General features: G+C 64.0%; 6 protein-coding genes. All 6 read right to left on the reverse strand.

The annotated features are described in order from the left end of the window. Nucleotides 1-675, reverse strand: a 675-nt coding sequence (locus GY769_14965) for a cytochrome c (protein ID MCP4203222.1), incomplete at its 3' end; no start/stop codon positions are given. Nucleotides 676-684: 9 nt separating this feature from the next. After that, on the reverse strand, nt 685-1623 hold the full coding sequence (locus tag GY769_14970; GenBank protein ID MCP4203223.1) for an FAD:protein FMN transferase: 939 nt from the start codon (nt 1621-1623) through the stop codon (nt 685-687). After that, the gene (locus tag GY769_14975) at nt 1620-2006 is read right to left on the reverse strand and encodes a hypothetical protein (protein MCP4203224.1); all 387 of its coding nucleotides are present in this window, start codon (nt 2004-2006) and stop codon (nt 1620-1622) included. Before GY769_14975 ends, GY769_14970 begins: the two co-directional genes overlap by 4 nt. Before the next feature lie 129 nt (nt 2007-2135). Beyond that, nucleotides 2136-2825 carry a Crp/Fnr family transcriptional regulator gene (locus tag GY769_14980; protein MCP4203225.1) on the reverse strand — a complete coding sequence of 230 codons (690 nt, stop codon included), beginning with the start codon at nt 2823-2825 and terminating at the stop codon, nt 2136-2138. Between the two features lie 639 nt (nt 2826-3464). Then, nucleotides 3465-4679 carry a hypothetical protein gene (locus GY769_14985; GenBank protein ID MCP4203226.1) on the reverse strand — a complete coding sequence of 405 codons (1215 nt, stop codon included), beginning with the start codon at nt 4677-4679 and terminating at the stop codon, nt 3465-3467. Between the two features lie 87 nt (nt 4680-4766). Continuing rightward, complete coding sequence (locus tag GY769_14990) at nt 4767-6191, reverse strand: hypothetical protein (GenBank protein MCP4203227.1); 1425 nt, start codon at nt 6189-6191, stop codon at nt 4767-4769. Nucleotides 6192-6556: the final 365 nt, after the last annotated feature.

Here is a 6556-nt window from a genome sequence, read left to right on the forward strand (position 1 = left end):
ATCGAGACCGGTCACGAAGGTCCGGTAGATGGCGTCCGCGGTGGCGCCGCCCTTCAGCGGACCGGAAGTGAAATCGAAGGGGAGGATCGGGTCGCCCCAGCTGTCCTCGAGGACTCCCGAGGAGGGGCCGTCGCCCCGACCCAGCTCACCGTGACATTTGGAGCACTGCATCAGGGCGTACGCCTCTCGGCCCTTGTCGACCGATTCGGACGTCGCCACGTAGTCGGGGACCGAACCGATGTCGATCGGTTCCGAGGTCTTCTGCCGCTGCCATTTGGGCGAGAAGGTCTTGATGAACTCGATGACGGCACGTCGGTCCGCCAGGGAGAGATCCGAGTGCGACGGCATGCCCGATCGCGAGATGCCCTCCGTGATCGTTCGCATCAGATCCTCGTCCGTCGGCAGGGAGCCGCTGGGAGTACTGCGGAACTTGAACGTTCCCGCGGTGAAATCGCGCGGATAGATCGCGATGACCACCCCATTCTGCTGAGCGCGATGGATGATCCCGGTGAGCCCCTTGCCGTCGCCATCGGCGCCGTGGCAAATGACACAGCGAGAGGCGTAGACGGCCGCGCCCCGCTCCACAAGGGCCGGGTCCTGACCGAGCGCGTCTCCCGGCAGCGCTGCCAGGCCTGCGACGGCAAGGAGTGCAACAATGACGGTTGTGTGCTTCATACGTCACCTCTACCTTTCTCCAATGAACGTGATTCGCTCCCCACGCCGGCTCGCTCTCGCAAGCCGAACCTCTGAATAGAGCTCGTCGAAGGCCGGCGTCATCTTCTCGACGAGTCCGGCCTCACTATCGCGGATCAGAAACAGGGTCGCGAGGTTCTCTCTCACGGCCAGCCGCCAGCCCTGGTCCGGTCCCAAGACCATGAGGGCCGTGGCGAAGGCGTCGGCGAGCGCGCACTGTGAGTGCACGACGCTGACCGACGCTAGGGAGTGCTCGACCGGGCGGCCCACGCGAGGGTCGATAGTGTGGGAAACTCGGGAGCCCTCCAGGTCATGGTGATTCCGATAGTCGCCCGACGTAGCCAGCGCCGCTCCGGAAAGGGACACGACGCGATGGACGGCCCGTGCCGCGGTCGGGCTCTCGATGGCGAGTTGCCAGGCTCGACCCTCCAGATTCCTGCCGCGGGTTCGAATCTCTCCGCCGACCTCGATCATGTAGCGGTCGGCTCGGAGGCGATCGAGCGCTGCGGCGACTCGATCGACGCCGTAGCCTTTGGCCACACCCGACAGATCGCAGTAGATCTCCGGTAGCTTCTTGCGAATCGTCTGCGCCGACGCATCCAGCTCCAAACCGCGATAGCCGGTGGCGCCGAGCAGCTCACGAAGTTCCTCTTCGGAGGGCTGTCGCGAGCGGCGCCCTCCGGGACCGAACCCCCAGGCCTCGACGAGCGGGCCGACAGTGACATCGAAGGCGCCACCACTGACCTCGCTGGCCTCGAGCGCGAGTTGAAACGCTTCGAATGTGGGAATCTCGCCTGCGAAGGTGAGTTGCCGCCGCGGCGACGGATCGCCCCAGGCCGCAGGACCGAGCAGCAGGAGGCTGCCCACCAGCAAGGGCACGGCAAGCAGGGTCGGTCTGCCAGTCCGCGGAGTTCGACTCGTCGGGCTCACCGGGATGCCTCTTCTGACTGAGAGTTGTGGTCCTCGGCTTGCCTTTCCGCGAGGCGAAGCAGGGGCTGGTAGAGAACACGATCCTCGCGCGCGAGGAGATTCTCGATGCGACCCAGAAGGGCGGTTGCGAGGGCCTCGCTATCGGGGGATGTCGAGTTCGCCTCGGACAGGCTCTCCAGCAGATCGAGATCGTCGGCCAGGCTGCGGCGCTCGGCGAGAAGCTCCTCGAGAACCGCCTCGTCGAGAAAGCGGTTGAGCTCGAACAGGCAAGAAGCCCGAGTGGAGAGTGAGGCGACGGAAGCGCCCAGGTTTAGCACCGCGGATGCACAATGGCAGTCGGTGCGCTGCGCTCGATGGATGAGAGCGCGATTGGCTTTCGCCATCTCGGCGAGCCCGGAGCCCGGGCCCAGAAACTTCACGATGGCCCAAAGTGGCACACCCGAGAGCAGGAGCGTATGACGGGCGTCATATGCGTCCCGGCTCCGCCAGGCGTCTGGGTCAGACTTCTGCGGTCAGGCTCTGGCTAGGGTTCTCAGGGCCTCGCGATCAAGCACCACAAAGCCGTCGTGGTCGGTGTGGACGGTCCCGTCCTTTTGCCACTTGCTCATTACACGGATGCAGGTCTCGATCGTTGTGCCGGTCATGTCGGAAAGCTCCTGGCGGCTGAGTGGCAGCGGAATGAAGATCCCGCCGCGGTCCTCGCGACCGATCTCGCGGGCGAGTCGGAGGAACAGTCGTGCTAGCCGAGGCTCGACGCGCGCCCCGGTCAGCTCCCCGACCCGGTTGACCAGCTCGACGAGACGCTGGGTCAGGCCGAGAAGAAGCCCCCTGGCGATGGACGGGTGATGTTCGAGCAGCGAGTAGAGAGCAGAGCGTGAGATCTGGATGCACACCGTGTCTTCCAGCGCCGCCGCGGTGGCAGGGTAGGGGCGTTCCTTGAACACGGCCACGCTGCCCACAGGATCTCCGGAGCCGAAGATCCCCCATATGATGTCTTTCCCTGAGCGGGTTGTTTTGAAGACTTTCACCCGTCCTGAGACGATCGTGTAGAAGTACTCCGACGGATCCGCCTCGTGGAGAATCAACTCACCGGCGGCAAACGACTTCACTTCGGCCACCTCGGCAAGGTGCAGCCGATCCTCTTCCGGCAAAGCGCTGAACGGTTTCGCGGTTCTGAGGATCTCCTCCGGGCTTGGGACCATGTTGCGGGGATTCTATGACCTGAGGAGAGGGCACCGCGTGGGCGGAGAAGAAATCCCCTATTCGGAGCTGCGGGATCTGGAGCTTCGGAGTTGGCGCGCAGTAGCGCCAGGATGACCTGCTCTCCGGGTCTCCATGCGGCGGTAGGATCCCGGACGGGTGCCAGCCCAAGACCAATGAATGGCATTCAAGAGGTCGTCGGTTCGATCCCGATCGGCTCCACCAGTCTTCGCGCACGCTCAGGTTCGGTAAGCCTTTCGCCTACGAGATCAGGAGCGGAGCCTGCGCGGCCTCACATTCCGATGGGCCGAGCCGCGGCGAGGTGACGCCTGTCGGCATTCAGAAGCGAGCTCACCGAAGCTCGCTCCGGAGAAAGAGCGCGTGGGCGAGATGAAGAAGATGCGCTCCGCGCACATAGCCGGCCGCCAGGATCTCGCAGCTCTTCAACACTAGCAGTGTAGGTCAGCGGGTTTCCCGGCAAACGGTCTTGGCTTCCGGTTTCCGAAGTACCGAGTGGGACCCAGCTCGCTTCCGACACCTTCTTCGAGCAAGCCGATAGCCCAGTTGGAGTCTAGGCTGGTCTCGGACCCCGACACCATCCCCCGGCTGCCGCCGGATCGAACCCGCCCGGCCATCTCGGTTCAATCCACGACCTCTTTGATCGTGCGGATTCCGTAGACGGGTGGAATACCCGAACGGTATCGCCCGGCCAGGCTGTCTCCGTCGATCAGCAGACGGCCATCCGCGATGTAGCTCTCCCCTCGCAGTTCCTGAACCCAGGCGATGATGTCGTCGATGGTCGGCACCGATAACCCGAGCTCCTGCGCCATCCACTTGGCGATGCAGACACCGTAGGAGATGTCGTCGGTAAAGAACCGGTGGTCGGTATCGATCACCCACGCGCCGTCGGGGAGCTGCCGGGTCGGGGGCTTGATGGCGCCCAGAGTATGCGAGGTCGTGAACGACTCCCGGATGTCGGTGTTCTGCGACTGGTAGGAAAGCCGCTCGAGAGCCAGGTAGTCGAGCATGTGGGTGAACTCCCGCTCGGGAAACCGCTCCCGGATCTCGTCCCGGACCTTGGAGTAGTCCGCGTCCAGGGAGCGCAGGAGATCGGCGGAGAGCTCGTCGAAGTCGCGGTAGAAGTAGGGAATCGCCTCCGCGCTCTCCCAGCGCCCACCATAGCGGCGAAACAGCCCGTAGCAGCGCGAAGGGTGGATGATCTGGTTGTCTACGGACAGCGTCAGCGACAGGAAGCTGTCGGCCTGGACGAACGGCCCGGTGCCGAGCCAGCGCTCGCAGATCGAGCCCAAAAAACTCCGCTCGAGCGCCTCGAAGCGCTTGCGGGGCGAGACCGCGACGACGTTGACCTCCTTCGAACCGTAGGTCACTCCCTTCGATCCGTACTCGAGCACTCGGCAGATCCAGGGAATCAGCCCCACCGCAAAAGTCGTCACGCGCTCGAGCTCGAACTCGCGCGTGATCTCGCCGACCATCCAGTTGAAGCCCGCCTGGCCGTAGATCGTGCCGACGAAGACCTCTCGATCCCGACGCAGGTGCGGCGCGATGTTGTGGAGTGAGACACGGTACTGGCACACCGGCATGCACAGCATCACCACGTCGGCATCCGGAACGACCTCGGCCGCATCGTCGCTGATCCGTGCCAATGAGCCGCGAAAGGTGTTCTCGAGATCGCCGTCGATCGACTGAACCTCGAGCTCGACCTCCCTCGACCAGTCGTCGGGTCTGCGCGTCAACAGCTGGACCCGATGCCCCGCGGCCGAAAGGAATGGGATCAGCACGTGGGCGCTCGAGCCGCCGCCGACAATCGTCACCACGAGCTCGCGACCTTCTTCCATCACTCCGGTTCTTCCCTCGACTCACTATGTTACGCCCTGGCCCGCGGACCGCTCGGGTCTTGAGGAGAGGGGCTCATGAACCTTTGATCAAAGGCCTAAGAGGTGTGGGAGATCCTCCTCCATTGCGGCCTCGGCCTCTTCCTGGGTCCGCCCAAGCGCGATGACATCGAGCATGCCGAACTCGCTGAGCGGCCCGGTGTTGTAGAAGATGTACCTGCCTCGAGCGCGGGCAGCCTCGAAGGCCTGGTCGCCTATCTGCTCCAGGAGCTCCAGAAAGGAAACCCCAACAAGCCGCGGCTCGACGAAATCCCCGGCCCGGTGAGGCGGCCGAGGGCTCCCGATCAGACGGTCCAAGAGTGCCATGGGCGTGCTTGTTCCTCCCCAACGGCCGTTGCACTCGGTGAAGTGGATCTGGAAATCGCCCCCCGGATCGCCCAGCACTACGAAATCGAAGGAGCAGCGGCCGACGTAGGCCAGGGCCTGGAGACCGGCCGCGACATCCAATGATGCCCGGGTCAGGGCCTCGTTCACGGCTCTCGGTAAAGCCGAAGGTCGGCTGCCGACGAAGATCTTCGTCTCGCCCACGAGAATCTGCTCGTAGATACCATCGAGACGAGGAGGTCCAGCCCCCATGGGAGGAATCCACATCTGAGTCGAAGGCGAGACGTTCGCTTCCTCCCAGGCTACAGCTAGGACCTCCTCGTCGCCCTGCCACTCGGTTCGTGCCAGGAAGTCGCGAACCTCCTTCTCCGTCACCGCCAGGCCCACACCGCGGAGTCGTCGCGAGTCGAAGACGGCGTTGCCTCTGGACGAGATGCAGCGAAGACGCTTTAGAGCCACCTTCTGGTACCGCCCCGCCAGGTCCAGGAGGAGATTCGCCAACGTGCCAGCATCTGCAGCCCGATGGGTTTCGAGCAGCCACTTCTTACCGAGGACAAGCTCCACCACCTCACTGAACAGCGCCTTGTCGTCGGCTATCCAAGTTGCCGGTGGAGGTGGAGCGATGACGGTGACCTGGACACCCGACGCTCCGGCAAGTCGCCTTGCCAATTCCCACACGTCTTCAATGCCCATGAACGGATGGATCGCCAGACCACCGGCGTCCCGAGTGCGCCCCAGAATTCGCTGCCAGGCTCTGCCTGTCGTACATGCTCGCGCCACGGCCATCTCTCCGTCGACCGCCTCCGCGAGCAGAAACTCCACATCGCTGAGACCCAGACGCTCGCAGCAGTACTCTTCGTAGCCCTCCTGCGGCAAGGTGGCTGCGGCGAAGAGATCGCCCTCTCTGGCGCGCAGCCTTGCCCGATGCTGGTACTCCTCGATACCCCTGATACAACCGAGATGCGGGATGGCAGACAGATCGTCCAGGTGGAGTACCGGAAACGGGACCGGCGATCCGTCCCATCTCTGTTCCGAGAACGGCAGCAAACTGTGGTCCAGCTCCAGCCGCTCCCTCAAAGGCTCAACAGCCGAGTAGCTCCGGGCGGCGGATTCTCTTGACAGCTGGCTCATTCTCGCCTGCGCCTCTTCATCTTACGACTTCTACCATGGCGGCAACGCGATGCCATCGACATCGAAGTCTTGGCTCGGGATGGCGGGGGCGATAGGCCTGGGCACTCGATGCAGCGGCGGACGACTCCACGCTGAAGAGTGAAGACGGAATCGGTGGCCGCGAGCTTGCGCTCGAGCCACGACGGCGAGGCTCGGACGACTACGAAAACGCGCTGACTCATCACGTCCGATAAGACTTCGTAGGGAAGCCACGTCCTGATCTCGCAGCAGGGCAGCGCAGCGCGATGTCCCGATTCCCGACTCTCCCCGGTCCGTTAGACGAGACTTGGCGATCCTCCGTGCGGAGGCGTAGCTTGGGTTACGCG

This window comes from bacterium (genome assembly GCA_024224155.1).
In the GTDB taxonomy this organism is placed as follows: domain Bacteria; phylum Acidobacteriota; class Thermoanaerobaculia; order Multivoradales; family JAHEKO01; genus CALZIK01.